The sequence below is a fragment of the Streptococcus suis genome (assembly GCF_902702775.1).
Lineage (GTDB): Bacteria > Bacillota > Bacilli > Lactobacillales > Streptococcaceae > Streptococcus > Streptococcus hashimotonensis.
In genome coordinates, this window is the sequence record NZ_LR738724.1 from 245,714 (window position 1) to 260,778 (window position 15,065).

The 15,065-nt window shown below is 39.1% G+C and carries 13 protein-coding genes; 10 read left to right on the plus strand and 3 right to left on the minus strand.

The genetic code is table 11. The features are described 5' to 3' along the window. From lacD to GPW69_RS01380, 8 genes are all read left to right on the plus strand, one after another. On the plus strand, positions 1 to 978 hold the full coding sequence (gene lacD, locus GPW69_RS01345; RefSeq protein WP_074391389.1) for a tagatose-bisphosphate aldolase: 978 nt from the start codon (positions 1 to 3) through the stop codon (positions 976 to 978). Between the two features lie 188 nt (positions 979 to 1,166). Continuing rightward, complete coding sequence (locus tag GPW69_RS01350) at positions 1,167 to 2,000, plus strand: PRD domain-containing protein (RefSeq protein ID WP_074391390.1); 834 nt, start codon at positions 1,167 to 1,169, stop codon at positions 1,998 to 2,000. A 31-nt stretch (positions 2,001 to 2,031) separates the two neighbouring features. Continuing rightward, positions 2,032 to 2,349 (plus strand): PTS lactose/cellobiose transporter subunit IIA, encoded by a 318-nt coding sequence (locus GPW69_RS01355; RefSeq protein ID WP_074391391.1) that lies wholly within the window; start codon positions 2,032 to 2,034, stop codon positions 2,347 to 2,349. Next, positions 2,349 to 4,028, plus strand: a complete 1,680-nt coding sequence (locus GPW69_RS01360) for a lactose-specific PTS transporter subunit EIIC (protein ID WP_074391392.1) — start codon at positions 2,349 to 2,351, stop codon at positions 4,026 to 4,028. The genes GPW69_RS01355 and GPW69_RS01360 overlap by 1 nt, the downstream gene beginning before the upstream one ends. A gap of 337 nt (positions 4,029 to 4,365) precedes the next feature. Further along, entirely contained in the window at positions 4,366 to 5,772 is a 1,407-nt protein-coding gene (gene lacG / locus GPW69_RS01365; RefSeq protein WP_024408806.1) for a 6-phospho-beta-galactosidase, read from the plus strand. Between the two features lie 67 nt (positions 5,773 to 5,839). Continuing rightward, entirely contained in the window at positions 5,840 to 6,739 is a 900-nt protein-coding gene (locus GPW69_RS01370) for an aldose 1-epimerase family protein (RefSeq protein ID WP_074391393.1), read from the plus strand. 185 nt (positions 6,740 to 6,924) lie between these two features. Beyond that, positions 6,925 to 7,470 (plus strand): ABC-three component system protein, encoded by a 546-nt coding sequence (locus tag GPW69_RS01375; RefSeq protein ID WP_074391394.1) that lies wholly within the window; start codon positions 6,925 to 6,927, stop codon positions 7,468 to 7,470. Between the two features lie 458 nt (positions 7,471 to 7,928). Continuing rightward, positions 7,929 to 8,669: a type II toxin-antitoxin system RelB/DinJ family antitoxin gene (locus GPW69_RS01380; RefSeq protein ID WP_074391395.1), complete on the plus strand. Its 741-nt coding sequence runs from the start codon at positions 7,929 to 7,931 to the stop codon at positions 8,667 to 8,669. Positions 8,670 to 8,854: 185 nt separating this feature from the next. On the opposite strand, the gene rpmG is transcribed toward GPW69_RS01380, so the two are convergent. Continuing rightward, positions 8,855 to 9,004: a 50S ribosomal protein L33 gene (gene rpmG / locus GPW69_RS01385; protein ID WP_002262412.1), complete on the minus strand. Its 150-nt coding sequence runs from the start codon at positions 9,002 to 9,004 to the stop codon at positions 8,855 to 8,857. Positions 9,005 to 9,019: 15 nt separating this feature from the next. Next, positions 9,020 to 9,202 carry a 50S ribosomal protein L32 gene (rpmF, locus tag GPW69_RS01390; protein WP_002937589.1) on the minus strand — a complete coding sequence of 61 codons (183 nt, stop codon included), beginning with the start codon at positions 9,200 to 9,202 and terminating at the stop codon, positions 9,020 to 9,022. Positions 9,203 to 9,476: 274 nt separating this feature from the next. Between rpmF and hisS the strand changes: the two genes are divergently transcribed. Then, positions 9,477 to 10,760 carry a histidine--tRNA ligase gene (gene hisS / locus GPW69_RS01395; RefSeq protein ID WP_074391396.1) on the plus strand — a complete coding sequence of 428 codons (1,284 nt, stop codon included), beginning with the start codon at positions 9,477 to 9,479 and terminating at the stop codon, positions 10,758 to 10,760. Positions 10,761 to 10,841: 81 nt separating this feature from the next. Here hisS and adhP read toward each other — a convergent pair whose 3' ends face one another. Continuing rightward, complete coding sequence (adhP, locus tag GPW69_RS01400; RefSeq protein ID WP_024408509.1) at positions 10,842 to 11,867, minus strand: alcohol dehydrogenase AdhP; 1,026 nt, start codon at positions 11,865 to 11,867, stop codon at positions 10,842 to 10,844. A 452-nt stretch (positions 11,868 to 12,319) separates the two neighbouring features. On the opposite strand from adhP, the gene adhE reads away from it, so the two are divergent. After that, positions 12,320 to 14,971 (plus strand): bifunctional acetaldehyde-CoA/alcohol dehydrogenase, encoded by a 2,652-nt coding sequence (adhE, locus tag GPW69_RS01405; RefSeq protein WP_074391397.1) that lies wholly within the window; start codon positions 12,320 to 12,322, stop codon positions 14,969 to 14,971. Positions 14,972 to 15,065 lie beyond the last annotated feature (94 nt).

The window sequence follows — 15,065 nt, forward strand, 5'->3', positions numbered from 1 at the left end:
ATGGTAGTAACAGCAGAAAAAAGAAAATATATGGAAAAAGTAAGCAATGAAGCAGGAGTCATTTCAGCTCTTGCTTTTGACCAACGTGGAGCCTTGAAAAAAATGATGTCAAAATATCAGGCAGAAGAACCTACTGTGGAGCAGATGGAAGAGCTAAAAACTCTAGTTTCTGAAGAACTAACACAGTTTTCTTCTTCTATTCTTTTAGATCCAGAGTTTGGTTTGCCAGCTTCACGCGCCCGCGATGAACAATGTGGATTACTTTTGGCTTATGAAAAAACTGGCTATGACACCAGTTCCACTAGTCGTTTGCCAGATTGCCTAGTAGAATGGTCTGTAAAACGACTAAAAGAAGAGGGGGCAGATGCCATTAAGTTTCTACTCTACTATGACGTTGATGGTAATCCATACGTTAATCTTCAAAAACATGCTTATATTGAACGCTTAGGTTCAGAATGTCAGGCAGAAGGTTTGCCATTCTTCTTGGAAATTTTGAGCTATGATGAGACGATTGAGGACAATGCTAGCGTTGAGTTTGCTAAAGTTAAACCTAGAAAAGTAAATGAAGCCATGAAAGTATTTTCTGACGAACGCTTTGGAGTAGATGTTCTCAAGGTAGAAGTACCTGTGAACATGAATTTTGTAGAAGGCTTTGGAACAGGAGAAGTCGTTTATACAAAAGAAGAAGCAGCCGAATATTTCCGTCAACAAGAAGCATCAACTCATTTGCCATACATTTATCTTAGTGCAGGTGTTTCTACAAAACTCTTCCAAGATACTCTAGTGTTTGCACATGAAGCAGGTGCTAAATTTAACGGTGTTCTTTGTGGTCGTGCAACATGGGCAGGTGTTGTGCCAGTCTATATTGAACAAGGAGAAGAAGCAGCACGTGAATGGTTACGAACTGTTGGTCGTGAAAATATTGAAGGACTTGATGCGGTCTTGTCTCAAACTGCTACTTCTTGGCTAGAAAAATAATATAAAAAATAACCATTTTCTTAAAAGAAAGGGTTTACATTTCCTGAGAATATGCTATAATAATCCCATCAGTAAGAATAGAGTGGATTGTAACTAATTCGATTAGGCAAGACTACAAATGGATTTGAGAGTAGAATATTCTCGGTTTGTTTGTAGTCTTTTTTTGCTTAAAAATATAGGAGGGATTTATGTTTAGGATTATACAGTCACTAAATAATAACGCTGCTCTGGTAAAAAATGAACATGGGGAACAGGCAGTCGTGATGGGATTAGGTATAACTTTTCAAAAGAAGAAAGGGGATTTAATTGTTAAGGATAAGATAGAAAACATCTTTTCGCTAAAAAATGACGAGGCCAAAGAAAATTTTCTAACTTTATTAAAAGATATTCCCTTAGATTTTATTTCGGCAACCTACACGGTTATCAATCATCTAGTAGCAACCTATCATTACCCTGTACAAGAATATCTCTATGTGACACTGACGGATCATATCTATTGTGCCTATCAGGCGGTTTTAAAGAATACCTATCAAGAAAGTAGGTTACCTAATATTTCAGCCGAATATCCCTTGGAATATAAAATGGCTCGTGAAGCCTTAGCTATGTTTCGTGAAAAGTTGCTAAAAGATTTTCCAAATGATGAGATTGGTAGAATTGCACTTCACTTAATTAATGCCAAGGGTGAAACCATTCATCCCACAAGTGAAGAACAGGACATCAGCAAAAAAATTATAGCAGATGTTGAACAAATTCTAACGGAGAATGGGATTAAACGCACAAAAGAAAATAGCAATTTTTATGATCGTTTTATGATTCATCTGTCCTATTTTCTGAATTACTTAGATAGATCCCATCAGTCAAATGAATCGATTGCTAGTTTGGAACAGTATATCAAGCTCCAGAATCCAAGAGCTTACCAAATAGGTAGTCAGATTTTTGAGATGATTACATCATTGGTTGATGAACCTGTAAATGACAGTGAAAGGTTCTATATTGTACTACATATTCAACGGTTATTGTAAATCAATTCAATTTTAAAAGGAGGTTCATATTATGAACAGAGAAGAAATTACGTTATTAGGTTTTGAGATTGTTGCGTTCGCTGGTGATGCTCGTTCTCGATTGATGGAGGCACTGGCTGCTGCTCAAAAAGGTGAATATGCAAAAGCAGAAGAACTAGTTGAAGCTGCCAATGCTTGTATTGTTGAAGCCCATCATGCTCAGACTAGCTTGTTGCAAAAAGAAGCGGCTGGTGAGGATTTAGCCTTTAGTGTGACACTTATGCATGGTCAAGACCATCTCATGACAACATTGTTATTGAAAGACATGATGAGTCATATGATTGAACTTTATAAACGAGGTGATAAGTAATGAATAAATTGATTGAATTCATTGAGAAAGGGAAGCCTTTCTTTGAAAAGATTTCGAGAAACCCTTATTTAAGGGCTATCCGTGATGGTTTTATCGCAGCCATGCCAGTTATTTTGTTCTCAAGTATCTTCCTATTGGTAGCTTTCGTGCCTAATATCTTTGGATTTACTTGGTCTGATGAAGCGGTTGCGGCCATCATGAAACCTTACGGTTACACAATGGGGATTGTGGCTATCCTAGTTGCAGGAACGACAGCAAAATCTTTGACAGATGCTTTTAACCGTCAATTGCCAAAAACCAATCAAATCAACTTCATTTCAACCATGATTGCCTCAATTTCAGGTTTCCTATTACTGGCTTCTGACGGTATTGAAGGTGGGTTTGCCAATGGTTACATGGGAACTAAGGGTCTTTTGACAGCCTTTCTAGCCGCCTTCATTACAGTTAATATCTATAAGGTCTGCGTGAAAAACAATGTCACCATTCGTATGCCAGATGAAGTTCCACCGAACGTATCCCAGGCATTTAAAGATGTGATTCCATATGCATTGTCTATCTTTGTCTTGTATGGAATCGATCTTGCGACACGTCAACTGGTTGGAACAAACGTTGCTGAGGCTATTCTGAAATTATTTGAGCCACTATTTACAGCAGCAGACGGTTATGTGGGTATTACCATTATCTTTGGTGCCTATGCCTTGTTCTGGTTTGTCGGGATTCATGGTCCATCAATTGTTGAGCCAGCAATTGCAGCTATTACTTATGCTAATATTGAAACCAACTTCCAGCTTTTGCAGGCGGGTCAACACGCGGATAAAATCCTGACTTCAGGTACTCAAATGTTTATCGTGACAATGGGTGGTACAGGTGCTACCTTGGTTGTGCCATTCATGTTTATGTGGTTGACTAAGTCTAAACGAAACAAAGCAATTGGACGTGCTTCAGTTGTTCCAACCTTCTTTGGTGTAAACGAACCAATCTTGTTTGGTGCACCACTCGTACTCAACCCTGTATTCTTTGTTCCATTTATTTTAGCTCCAATTGCTAACGTATGGATTTTCAAATTCTTTGTTGATACGCTAAAAATGAACAGTTTCAGCGTCAACTTACCATGGACAACTCCAGGACCATTGGGCATTGTAATGGGAACAAACTTTGCTCCACTCGCCTTTGCACTAGCTGTCTTGTTGGTCGTTGTCGATGTACTTATCTATTATCCATTCTTGAAAGTTTATGATGAGCAAATTCTTGCTGAGGAACAATCAGGTAAAGTTGAAAATAGCTTGAAAGAGAAAGTGGCAGCTAACTTCAATACTGCCAAGGCGGATGCTATTCTTGAAAAAGCTGCAGTCGATACCGAAATTTCTGAACAAACAAACGTTCTGGTACTTTGTGCAGGAGGCGGTACAAGTGGATTGCTTGCTAACGCGTTAACTAAAGCCGCAAAAGAATACGGTGTTCCAGTCACAGCAACAGCAGGAAGCTATGGTGCTCACCGTGAGATTTTACCAGAATATCAATTGGTTATCCTTGCACCTCAGGTGGCATCAAACTACGAGGACATTAAACAAGAAACCGATGCATTGGGCATTAAACTCGCCAAAACTGAAGGTGCTCAATACATTAAACTCACACGTGATGGTCAAGGTGCTCTTGACTTTGTCAAACAACAGTTCTAGAACCTGTATTCACAGTTCAGCACTTCCATCTAAGGCTAGTTTTTCAGCTACTCATCGTTAGTTTTTTTCAAAATACAGTCAGTATTCCCTCAAAAACTGCCTTGATTAGCGAAAAACTATCTCTTATATACAAGTACTTCACTTGTGAATACAGGTTCTTAATCAAAAGGGGGAGGGAGTTATAAATCTCCAACTCCTACCCCTTTTATCGTCATTTGGTTTATCTTTTATTACTTCGTTAACTCGCTTTGCCGTACTCTAGTACAGCCTGCATCTCGTTGCCTAGTACTAAAAGCAAACCAAAAGACTTTAGTTTTATATAGAAGAAGGTAGGCATATGGTTAAAACATTACCGAAAGATTTTATATTTGGTGGAGCAACTGCTGCATATCAAGCAGAGGGTGCCACAAAGACAGATGGAAAAGGTCGTGTTGCATGGGATAAGTATCTAGAAGATAATTACTGGTACACTGCGGAACCAGCTTCTGATTTTTATAATCGTTATCCAGTTGATTTAGAACTAAGTGAACAATTTGGGGTAAACGGCATTCGTATTTCAATTGCGTGGTCTCGTATCTTCCCAACAGGCTTTGGAGAAGTGAATCCAAAGGGAGTAGAGTTTTACCATAAATTATTTGCGGAATGCCATAAACGTCACGTAGAACCATTTGTAACGCTTCACCATTTTGATACACCAGAAACACTACATTCTAATGGTGACTTTCTAAATCGAGATAACATTGAACACTTTGTCAATTATGCAGCGTTTTGTTTCAAAGAATTCCCTGAAGTTAATTACTGGACTACCTTTAATGAAATCGGCCCAATTGGTGACGGTCAGTATCTTGTTGGGAAATTCCCACCAGGTATTCAGTATGATCTTTCTAAAGTATTCCAATCTCATCACAATATGATGGTTTCACATGCCAAGGCAGTTAAGCTCTATAAGGATGCTGGTTATAGTGGAGAAATTGGTGTTGTACATGCATTGCCAACGAAATATCCTTATGATCCAACCAATCCAGACGATGTCCGTGCAGCGGAGCTTGAAGATATTATTCACAATAAATTTATCCTAGATGCAACATACTTGGGTTACTATTCAGAAAAGACTCTTGAAGGTGTTCGCCATATTCTGAAAGTAAATGGTGGGGAATTAGACCTTCGTGATGAAGACTTTGCAGCCTTAGATGCTGCAAAAGATTTGAACGACTTCTTGGGCATCAATTACTATATGAGTGATTGGATGAGAGCTCATGATGGAGAAACGGAAATTATCCATAATGGTAAAGGTGAAAAGGGAAGTTCTAAGTATCAAATCAAAGGAGTTGGTCGTAGAGAGTCCCCAGTTGATATTCCAAAAACGGACTGGGATTGGATTATCTATCCACAAGGTCTTTATGATCAAATTATGCGTGTGAAAAATGACTATCCAAACTATAAGAAAATCTACATCACTGAAAATGGTCTAGGTTATAAAGATGAATTTGTAGATGGTACAGTCTATGACGATGGTCGAATTGATTATGTGAAAAAGCATTTAGAAGTGATTTCAGATGCTATCTCAGATGGTGCCAACGTTAAAGGTTATTTCATCTGGTCCTTGATGGATGTATTTTCTTGGTCAAATGGATACGAGAAACGATATGGATTGTTCTATGTTGACTTTGAGACCCAAGAACGTTATCCAAAGAAAAGTGCATATTGGTATAAAAAAGTAGCAGAAACACAGGTTATTGAATAAAAAAAGTAAAACAAGGATGCTTAGCTCAAGTTAGCATCCTTGTTTTCATATAAGGGAGGCAGTTTTTATGCTCGAATTAAAAAATGAGAACTTAACAGTACAATTTTCTGAATTAGGTGGGCAAATTATTTCTATCAAAGACAAGGATGGTATCGAGTATCTTTGGCAAGGCGATCCGACCTATTGGAGTGGTCAAGCACCAGTTCTATTTCCGATTTGTGGAAGTTTACGAAATGATTGGGCTATCTATGAACCTGCAGAAAGACCGACATTTACAGGTACAATTCCAAGGCATGGACTTGTGCGAAAAATGATGTTCAAAAATGTAAGAATAACTGAAAATTCTGTGGAATTTTCTATTTCATCAAATGAGGAAACCGTAAAAAATTACCCATTTGAATTTGAACTTTCCATTAACTACTCCCTATTTGGCAATACAATTCGAACTGAATATCAGGTGAAAAATCTTGAAGGACATAGAAAGCTACCTTACTTTATTGGGGGTCACCCAGGTTTTAATTGTCCTTTGTTGGATGGTGAGAGTTATGAAGACTATTATTTAGAATTTGAAAAAGTAGAATCTTGTACAGTACCTAGAAGTTTTCCAGAAACTGGCTTACTTGATCTACGAGATCGTCGGTCATTCTTGGAAAATCAAAAGACCTTGGATTTGTCCTATCAACTGTTTGAGCATGATGCCGTAACATTGGATCAATTAGCATCGCGAAAGGTAACTTTGAAATCAAAAAATCATCAGAAGACTCTTTCGATTGCATTTGATGATTTTCCATATTTAGTGATTTGGTCAACCACAAATCAGAGTCCCTTTATTGCATTAGAACCTTGGAGCGGACTCTCTACATCACTGGAAGAATCTGATATATTCAATGCCAAGCGAAATATTAGTTATGTGGCTCCAAAAGAAGTTGATAAAAAACATTTTGATATTATTATCGACATAGATTAAACTTAAAATTCAGATAGTGAAGCTACTCTCAAGCCGTTTTATTTGAAAAGAAATAAACGGTTTGGGAGTTTTTACATTCATAATTAATGATTCAGAATTTGTTTTGGGTATTTTGGATCAGATATTGAGTTAGATAAAAAATTCTAATATAATTATAGTGATGGTATCTGGAGAGGACTTGTAAAATGAGTTATTGTGTTGCGAGAAAGAAACCAAATGATATAGATGTAAAGCGTCATCTGCGTGAAGTGAATTTTTTATGTCCACTATGCAAAAAAGACTTACAGCCAAATGGACAGAAGAAAGGGAACAAACTTTATGAGATAGCTCATATTTATCCGAATAGTCCAACTCCACATCAGCAAAAAGAACTTATTAATGTGGAGAAACTTGGAAATAATTCAGAGTCGTTTGAGAATAAGATAGCTTTGTGTAAAGATTGTCATTCAACCCAAGATTATAATACCACTAAAGAAGATTATCAGAAATTATTGAAGATAAAAAAAGAATGCTTAAATGAATCAGCAATAAGAGATATTTTGAATCAAGAAATACTCGAACAAGATATAGCAAATATAGTAGATAGGCTTACCAAGTTAACAGATGATGAAATTGATAGTGTGATTGATTTAAATTATGATGTAGTAAAAATTGAAAACAAGTTTGAACTTAATGAGAGTAGTCAATTAAAAAGAAAAATAAAAAATAATGTTAGAGAGTATTATCTTTGATGAATGAAAAACTATCTCGAAATTGAGATAGCTGACTAGTCTATTTTATGGTGTTAATTGGTGTCAATTTTATCCAAATCAGTGGATTTTAGTCCATTTTCATGGAAGTTTCATTTTCGTAAATGTTGATATAGCGGGATTTGTAAGGGGTGAGAATTCTTCGTTTTCAATAGCGAAATTCTCAAAACGTTAATCTGCTTGTTCAAATTATCGTACAACGCAAACACTTCTCAATTTTGGGAAGTGTTTTTTGACATTTTTTAGTAAAATATATGTCGCTTTACCTATGTTTGTTTTAGGTTGTTGCTTAAATGCTAGCTTCCATCCTCTGTTCCTTTTGTTATAGAATGTCCGATTACGTAAACAAATCATGCAAATGCATTTATTTTGAAATGTATTTGCATAAAATAAAGCGATGTGCTATAATTGAACCATAAATAGAACGGAGGAGCAAGATAATGAAAAACATTCAAGTTCGTGTAGACGACTATGTGAAGGACGAAGCGGATAAGTTATTTAAAGCCTTAGGAACAACGACAAACGAAGCTATAAAGATTTTTTTAAAAATGTCTCTAAATAACAAGGGATTTCCATTTCCTATTAGGATAGAATCCGATAATATGTTGGATAGGATTGAAGGGAAAATGTTACCTTTGTCAGACGAAATGATTGCAGAGGCTTATCCCTCAATTGTAGGGGAATTTTATAGAAATGCCGAATTCGACGAAGGGGTTATAGATGAAATAGTCCAATTAAAAGGTTTTTTAGATGAGTACTCTGGAGAAGAAGAGGTGGATTTGGCAGAGGCTCACTTGAAAATTATTGATATAATCAAACAAGATTTATTGATGGTTGCAGATGCAGATTCTGGAGATTATGAATTAGTTGCATGGCATTTGACACAAACGGACTTACTGGAAGATGTAGAAAAAGTAGCTATTTTAGATGAATACTTTGTTTTTAGTAGACAGATTTCTGCAAGTATGAGGGTGCAATTATTTATGAACTCAGTTTTGCCCTATTTGGCAGATAGAGAGGTTGAATTGCTTGCGTTTATGAATGCTGGTTTTTGGAGAACAGAACAAATTGAGGAACAGAAAGCATTGCTATTGGCATTTAAAGAATGCGGTATTGAAGTAATTAGTAGAGGACAAAGTTGGGGTGAAATGATACATTTTGTTGATTTAAGAGTGATATAGTCTATTATGGAATGCTTAGAGAAGATCTATCTTAAAAAGGAAAACATAAGATTGAACAGGCTATGATAGATTTAGCAGAAATAATTATTTGATTTATTTTAATCAGTTAAAATTCAGTTATTTTGCTAAAATCAAAAGAAAAAAGCCTTTGAAACGTTGATTTCATAGGCTTTCTGTATGTTGTCTTATTTTACCTCAGTAAAAATCACGTGCTTACGCAATTTTGGTGAGTATTTTTTCAATTGAAGACGGTCTGGAGTGTTACGTTTGTTTTTTGAAGTAAGGTACAAACGCTCACCAGATTCTTTGTGTTCAAGTGTAATATTTACGCGCATGGTATCTCCCTTCTATTATTCAGCTGAAGCAGCCTTAGCGATTTTACGTCCTTTGTAGTATCCTTTCAAAGATACACGGTGTGAACGTGAGTAATCTCCAGTAGTTTCATCAAATTTCACAGTTGGAGCTGCTACTTTATAGTGAGTACGACGTTTGTTTTTCTTCGCTTTTGAAGTGCGACGTGCAGGTACTGCCATTTCTTTCTTCCTCCATTAAATGTCAGGGCTAAGCCCCTTTTAAATCTAAAATAGTGCGTATGACTTTCGTCAACTTTAACAGTATAACAAAAGTTTTTTGTAAAGTAAAGTTACTTGACAGATTTTTTTCACTTTTTTGGAAAATAGCAGAGCATTTATGGTAAAATAAGGAGGATTGCAAGGCTCGACTGGTAGAGTTTGAGCCCTTAAGACTTAATTTGGAAAGGAAGAAGCACAACTTCGGGCGACATAAGTTGGCTTTATATACTTTAGTATGAAACTTCAAAAACCTAAAGGAACACAGGATTTACTACCGCAGGATTCTGCCAAATGGCAGTATGTGGAAAACTTTACCCGCAGCATTTTCAAACAGTACAATTACGCTGAGATTCGCACACCAATCTTCGAGCATTATGAGGTGATCAGCCGTTCGGTTGGCGATACGACAGACATTGTGACCAAGGAGATGTACGATTTCTATGACAAGGGAGAGCGTCATATCACCCTCCGTCCAGAAGGTACGGCACCCGTTGTTCGTTCTTATGTAGAAAATAAGCTCTTTGCCCCAGAAGTGCAAAAGCCAGCTAAGTTCTATTACATGGGCCCAATGTTCCGCTATGAGCGTCCGCAGGCAGGTCGTCTCCGTCAGTTCCACCAGATTGGTGTGGAGTGCTTTGGTTCCAATAACCCAGCGACAGACGTAGAAACCATTGCTATGGCCTATCACTTCTTTGAAGAGTTGGGGATCAAGGACATTCGCCTCCACCTCAACAGTCTGGGCAATCCAGAGAGTCGTGCCGCCTACCGCCAGGCTTTGATTGACTATCTGACGCCGCTCAAGGCCCAGCTTTCCAAGGATAGCCAGCGCCGTCTAGAAGAAAATCCTTTGCGTGTGTTGGATTCCAAGGAAAAAGAAGACAAGGTCGCAGTGGAAAATGCACCATCCATCTTAGATTACTTGGACGAAGAAAGTACCGCCCACTTCGAAGCAGTCAAGTCCATGCTGGACAGCTTAGGCATTGCTTATGTGATTGACACCAACATGGTGCGTGGTTTGGACTACTATAACCATACTATTTTCGAGTTTATGACCGAGGTAGGTGGCAACGACCTGACCATCTGTGCCGGCGGTCGTTACGACGGTTTGGTGTCCTATTTCGGTGGACCAGAAACACCAGCCTTCGGCTTTGGTATGGGGATTGAGCGCCTCATCCTAGTCCTTGAAAAGCAAGGCATCGAGCTCCCTCTCGACACCCAGCTAGATGTCTACATCGCAGTTTTAGGTCAGGAGGCCAATGGCGGAGCGCTCGAGTTGGTTCAAGCCATCCGCAAGCAAGGCTTCCGAGCAGAGCGAGATTACCTTGACCGCAAGCTTAAGGCTCAGTTTAAATCAGCAGATGTTTTTGGAGCTAAGGCCATCATTACCCTGGGTGGTAGCGAAATCGAATCTGGACAGGTTGTGGTTAAAAATAACCAGACAAGAAGTCAAGTTGAAACAAGCTTGGAAGCACTCAAAACAGATTTCGCAAGTATTTTAGAAGAATTGGAGAAGCAGTAGTCTAGGCTGCTTCTTTTTTATTTTAGAAAGCAAAAAAAGAAGCGATTGGATGATCACTTCTTGAAAATAGTGGAGAACGCATTAGTGTGAGTGGCAGAAGTCTAAGACCATGCGACCTTGGATAGTTCCTGCTGCCATTTCATCAAAGACTGCTTCGGCATCTTCGACAGGACGTTTTTGAACGACTGGAACAACTAGTCCCATAGCACCGAAGTGGAAGGCCTCTTCTAAATCTTTACGAGTACCAACTAGTGAGCCGACCACTTTGATACCGTCTAGCACAGTCTTCACGATACTGAGGTCCATGTATTCAGATGGAAGTCCGACAGCCACCACATAGCCACCAGCACGAACACTGTCAATAGCTTGGTTGAAGGCTACTTTGGAAACAGCTGTTACAACAGTAGAGTGTACACCGCCACCAGTAATTTCTTTAATATATCCAGGAACATCTTCTACTTCAAGTCCGTTGATTGTCACATCTGCACCAACTTCTTTGGCGAGTTCCAATTTATCATTATTGATGTCTACGGCGATAACATGGGCGTTGAAGACTTTTTTAGCGTATTGTACAGCAAGGTTTCCGAGTCCACCAGCACCATAGATAGCAATCCATTGACCTGGTTCCAAGTGAGCTTCTTTAATCGCTTTGTAGCAAGTAACGCCAGCACAAGTGATCGAACTTGCTTGAGCTGGATCAAGACCTTCTGGAACTTTTACTGCATAGTCTGCTGTTACAATACATTGCTCAGCCATACCACCGTCAACAGAGTAGCCGGCATTTTTTACGGTACGGCAGAGAGTTTCGCGACCGGTTGTACAGTATTCACACATGCCACAGCCTTGGAAGAACCAAGCAACGCTGACACGGTCACCGACTTTTAGACTGGTAACACCAGGTGCGATTTCTGTAACAATACCGATTCCTTCGTGACCAAGCACGCGACCAGGAACCTTACCAAAATCACCATTGGCAACGTGGAGGTCAGTGTGACAAACACCACAGTACTCAATTTGGACCAAAGCCTCACCAGCTTCGAGTGGACGAAGTTCCTTATCGACAACGACAACACCAGTAGATTCTGGATTTACAACGACTGCTTTCATAAGCAGACCTCCTGTTTTAATATTTTATGTACATTTTTGGATGTGTTAATATAGTTGTTTTATATTGTTAAGAATATCACAATGTGGACAAAAATGCAAGAGTAGAAAAGAAGGGACAAATGAATAAGAAATTGAAAATTATCACGTAATTACTACAATATTTTCAAAAAAATCTATTTACTTGGAAGCGTTTTCTTGATAAACTAGTATCGTAAATGTTAGAGAAAGAATAAATTATAAAGATTTGTCTTACTTTATGTATTTTTTGACTAAACAAAGCAGAAACAAATCTGAACGTTTTCTGAAAACGAGAAAAAGTAAGCGTTTTCTATAACAAAACAGAAAAAATGTGAAAAAATTAACAATTTCTCTTTACAAATAAAATAAAAAATAGTAGAATAACATTGTGAAAAAGTTAACAAATAGTTAGCGAGTATATTTGGAGGAACACAATGGCTGATAAAAAAGTAGTATCACCAGAAGAAAAGTTGGTAGAAGCGCGCAAGCACGTCGATGAGCTTGTTCAAAAAGGTTTGGTTGCTCTTGATGAGTTCCGTAAACTTGGTCAAGAAGAAGTAGACTATATTGTAGCGAAAGCTTCGGTTGCAGCCCTTGATAAACACGGTGAATTGGCAATGCACGCCTTTGAAGAAACCAAGCGTGGTGTATTCGAAGACAAGGCTACTAAGAACTTGTTTGCCTGTGAGCACGTTGTCAATAACATGCGCCACACGAAAACTGTTGGTGTTATCGAAGAAGATGAAGTAACAGGTTTGACTTTGATTGCTGAGCCGGTTGGTGTTGTTTGTGGTATCACACCAACAACAAACCCAACTTCTACAGCAATCTTTAAATCATTGATTGCCTTGAAGACACGTAATCCAATTGTCTTTGCCTTCCACCCATCTGCACAAGAATCTTCTGCTCATGCAGCTCGTGTTGTCTATGAAGCAGCTGTGGCAGCTGGTGCCCCTGAAAACTGTATCCAGTGGGTAACAAAACCATCTATGGAAGCAACGTCTGAATTGATGAAGCATGATGGTATTGCAACAATCCTTGCAACTGGTGGTAACGCAATGGTGCGTGCGGCCTACTCTTGTGGTAAACCAGCTCTTGGTGTAGGTGCGGGTAACGTTCCAGCCTATATTGAAAAATCAGCAAACATCCGCCAGGCAGCACACGATATCGTCATGTCTAAGTCATTTGACAACGGTATGGTCTGTGCGTCAGAACAAGCAGTTATCATTGATAAAGAAGTTTACGATGAGTTTGTAGCAGAATTCAAGTCTTACAAAACTTACTTCGTTAATAAGAAAGAAAAAGCTCTTCTTGAAGAATACTGCTTCGGTGTGAAAGCTAACAGCAAAAACTGTGCAGAAGGTAAATTGAACGCAGACATCGTTGGTCGCCCAGCTGCATGGATTGCTGAGCAGGCTGGCTTCTCAGTACCAGAAGGTACAAACATCTTGGCAGCTGAGGTTGCTGAAATCGGTGAAAAAGAACCATTGACTCGTGAGAAATTGTCACCTGTTATTGCCGTCTTGAAAGTTGATGGTCGTGCAGAAGGTCTTGAAGCAGCTCGCCAAATGGTTGAATTCCACGGTCTCGGTCACTCTGCAGCTATTCATACGGAAGACGCAGAATTGGCGAAAGAGTTTGGTACAATCGTACGTGCTATCCGTGTTATTTGGAACTCTCCATCTACTTTCGGTGGTATCGGTGATGTTTACAACGCATTCTTGCCATCATTGACACTTGGTTGTGGTTCTTACGGACGCAACTCAATCAGTGATAACGTAAGTGCTATGAACTTGCTCAACATCAAGAAAGTAGGAAGACGTAGAAATAATATGCAATGGTTTAAAGTTCCTTCTAAAACATACTTCGAACGTGATTCTATCCAATATCTCCAAAAATGTCGTGACGTTGAACGTGTCATGATCGTTACAGACCGTGCTATGGTAGAACTTGGATTCCTAGATCGTATCATCGAACAATTGGACCTTCGTCGTAATAAAGTTGTTTACCAAATCTTCTCAGACGTTGAGCCAGATCCAGACATCACAACAGTTTATAAAGGTACAGAATTGATGCGTACCTTCAAACCAGATACAATCATCGCACTCGGTGGTGGTTCACCAATGGATGCTGCCAAAGTTATGTGGCTCTTCTACGAACAACCAACAGTTGATTTCCATGACCTAGTTCAAAAATTCATGGATATCCGTAAACGTGCCTTCAAGTTCCCAGAACTTGGTAAGAAATCTAAGTTTATCGCGATTCCAACTACATCAGGTACAGGTTCAGAAGTAACACCGTTCGCCGTAATCTCTGATAAAGCAAACAACCGTAAATACCCAATCGCTGACTACTCATTGACACCAACTGTGGCAATCGTTGACCCAGCACTCGTATTGACAGTACCTGCACACGTTACAGCAGATACTGGTATGGACGTATTGACTCACGCTACAGAAGCATACGTTTCAACAGTAGCAAACGACTTTACAGATGGTTTAGCACTTCAAGCTATCAAACTAGTATTTGAAAACCTTGAAAGCTCAGTGAAGAATGCTGACTTTGTATCACGTGAGAAAATGCACAACGCATCAACTATGGCAGGTATGGCCTTCGCCAACGCATTCCTAGGTATTTCTCACTCAATGGCTCATAAGATTGGTGGACGTTTCCATACTGTTCACGGTCGTACAAACGCTATCTTGCTTCCATACGTTATCCGCTACAACGGTACTCGTCCAGCTAAAACAGCTACATGGCCTAAGTACAACTACTATAAAGCAGATGAAAAATACCAAGACATCGCTCGTCTTCTAGGCTTGCCATGTTCAACACCAGAAGAAGCTGTTGCTGCATACGCACAAGCAGTTTACGACCTCGGTGAACGCATCGGTATCCAAATGAACTTGAAAGCACAAGGTATCGACGAGAAAGAACTCAAAGAACACTCTCGCGAATTGGCTCTTCTTGCTTACGAAGATCAATGTACACCAGCTAACCCACGTCTAGCAATGGTTGACCACATGCAAGAAATCATCGAAGACGCCTACTACGGTTACAAAGAACGTCCAGGTCGTTTGAAATAATCCTATTCCGTCGTCTTTCGTCGTTAGATTTCCTTGGTGAACTTCAGTTCTACCTTCGTCAATCTGCCTAGAAAGGCTTAGGACTAGAATTTTT

Coding starts and splice junctions, on each gene's coding strand:
- adhP (WP_024408509.1), bottom strand. CDS start 11,867: ATGAAAGCAGTCGTTGTAAATCCAGAATCTACTGGTGTTGTCGTTGTC.
- GPW69_RS01375 (WP_074391394.1), top strand. CDS start 6,925: ATGAGTTATTGTGTTGCGAGAAAGAAACCAAATGATATAGATGTAAAG.
- adhE (WP_074391397.1), top strand. CDS start 12,320: ATGGCTGATAAAAAAGTAGTATCACCAGAAGAAAAGTTGGTAGAAGCG.
- hisS (WP_074391396.1), top strand. CDS start 9,477: ATGAAACTTCAAAAACCTAAAGGAACACAGGATTTACTACCGCAGGAT.
- rpmF (WP_002937589.1), bottom strand. CDS start 9,202: ATGGCAGTACCTGCACGTCGCACTTCAAAAGCGAAGAAAAACAAACGT.
- GPW69_RS01370 (WP_074391393.1), top strand. CDS start 5,840: ATGCTCGAATTAAAAAATGAGAACTTAACAGTACAATTTTCTGAATTA.
- GPW69_RS01350 (WP_074391390.1), top strand. CDS start 1,167: ATGTTTAGGATTATACAGTCACTAAATAATAACGCTGCTCTGGTAAAA.
- GPW69_RS01360 (WP_074391392.1), top strand. CDS start 2,349: ATGAATAAATTGATTGAATTCATTGAGAAAGGGAAGCCTTTCTTTGAA.
- GPW69_RS01355 (WP_074391391.1), top strand. CDS start 2,032: ATGAACAGAGAAGAAATTACGTTATTAGGTTTTGAGATTGTTGCGTTC.
- rpmG (WP_002262412.1), bottom strand. CDS start 9,004: ATGCGCGTAAATATTACACTTGAACACAAAGAATCTGGTGAGCGTTTG.
- lacG (WP_024408806.1), top strand. CDS start 4,366: ATGGTTAAAACATTACCGAAAGATTTTATATTTGGTGGAGCAACTGCT.
- lacD (WP_074391389.1), top strand. CDS start 1: ATGGTAGTAACAGCAGAAAAAAGAAAATATATGGAAAAAGTAAGCAAT.
- GPW69_RS01380 (WP_074391395.1), top strand. CDS start 7,929: ATGAAAAACATTCAAGTTCGTGTAGACGACTATGTGAAGGACGAAGCG.